The sequence below is a fragment of the Sphingopyxis sp. genome (assembly GCF_036402335.1).
Lineage (GTDB): Bacteria > Pseudomonadota > Alphaproteobacteria > Sphingomonadales > Sphingomonadaceae > Sphingopyxis.
On record NZ_DASWTD010000016.1, the window covers coordinates 1 to 1749 of the forward strand.

The following is a 1749-nucleotide window of genomic DNA, read 5'->3' on the forward strand; positions in this document are numbered from 1 at the left end:
GTCACAATTGCGCCCGGTGAAAATTATTTTTGGGCGAGGGTGCATTTTGCGCCCGCGATTCGCGCGCTCCCCGCAGCGGCGGGGCGGTTCGATCATGTGATATAAAGAAAAGTTTATATTTGATCGGCGGCAGCGTTTCGGCTAGGGCGCCGGGCATAATTACCTGACTTTTCGGGGCCGCTCGCCTGCGGCCGAACTCGCCTACAGGAGACTGAACGTGGCCACTCTCGCCGCCGATACCCGTGACTATGTGATTGCTGACATCGGCCTCGCCGATTTCGGGCGCAAGGAAATCAACATCGCCGAAACCGAAATGCCGGGCCTGATGGCGCTGCGCAGCGAGTTCGGCGCGGCACAGCCGCTGAAGGGCGCGCGCATCACCGGTTCGCTGCACATGACGATCCAGACCGCGGTGCTGATCGAGACGCTGACCGCGCTCGGCGCCGAAGTCCGCTGGGCAACGTGCAATATCTTCTCGACGCAAGACCATGCCGCCGCCGCGATCGCCGCGTCGGGCGTGCCGGTGTTCGCGGTGAAGGGCGAAAGCCTCGCCGACTATTGGGATTATGTCGGCCGCATCTTCGACTGGGGCGTCGAAGACGGCACGACCTGCAACCTGATCCTCGACGACGGCGGCGACGCCACGATGTTCGCACTGTGGGGCGCGAAGCTCGAAGCCGGCGAGACGATGCCGGCGCCCGAGAATGAGGAAGAGATCGAGATGCAGCGCGCGCTGAAGGCGTTCGTTGCCGCGAACCCCGGCTACCTGACCAAGACGGTCAAGGCGATCAAGGGCGTGTCGGAAGAAACGACGACCGGCGTCCACCGCCTGTACCACATCGCCAAGAAGGGCGAACTGCCCTTCCCCGCGATCAACGTCAACGACAGCGTCACCAAGTCGAAGTTCGACAACCTTTATGGTTGTAAAGAGTCGCTCGTCGACGCGATCCGCCGCGGCACCGACGTGATGCTCGCGGGCAAGGTCGCGACCGTCGCTGGCTTCGGCGACGTCGGCAAGGGCTCGGCCCAGAGCTTGCGCAACGGCGGCGCGCGCGTTCTCGTCACCGAAATCGATCCGATCTGCGCGCTGCAGGCGGCGATGGAAGGCTTCGAGGTCGTGACGATGGACGAAGCCGTCAAGCGTTCGGACATCTTCGTCACCGCGACCGGAAACGCCGACGTGATCACCGCCGAACATATGGCGGCGATGAAGAATATGGCGATCGTCTGCAACATCGGCCACTTCGACAGCGAGATCCAGATCGCGGCGCTCGCCAACTACAAGTGGACCGAGGTGAAGCCGCAGGTCGACCTGGTCGAATTCCCCGACGGCAAACAGATCATCATCCTGTCGAAGGGCCGCCTCGTGAACCTCGGCAACGCGACCGGCCACCCGTCGTTCGTGATGTCGGCGAGCTTCACCAACCAGACGCTCGCGCAGATCGAACTGTGGACGCGCAGCGACCAGTACAAGAACGATGTCTATGTCCTGCCCAAGCACCTCGACGAAAAGGTTGCGGCGCTGCACCTCGAAAAGCTGGGCGTGAAGCTGAGCCAGCTCAGCCAGAAGCAGGCCGACTATATCGGCGTGCCGGTCGAGGGCCCGTTCAAGCCCGAGCATTACCGCTACTAAGACCTGCCACGGGTCACGAGAGCGCCGCCGGAGAGACCCTCCGGCGGCGCTTTTCGTTTGGGTTAAGCGGGATGTGCTACTGTTGTAATCCAGTAACACTGCGGAGAATATAAAGG

General features: G+C 62.4%; 1 protein-coding gene. It reads left to right on the forward strand.

What is annotated here, in order from left to right; translation table 11 throughout:
* Window positions 1-217: 217 nt before the first annotated feature.
* Window positions 218-1633, forward strand: a complete 1416-nt coding sequence (gene ahcY / locus VGD20_RS00470) for an adenosylhomocysteinase (RefSeq protein ID WP_331132569.1) — start codon at window positions 218-220, stop codon at window positions 1631-1633.
* Window positions 1634-1749 lie beyond the last annotated feature (116 nt).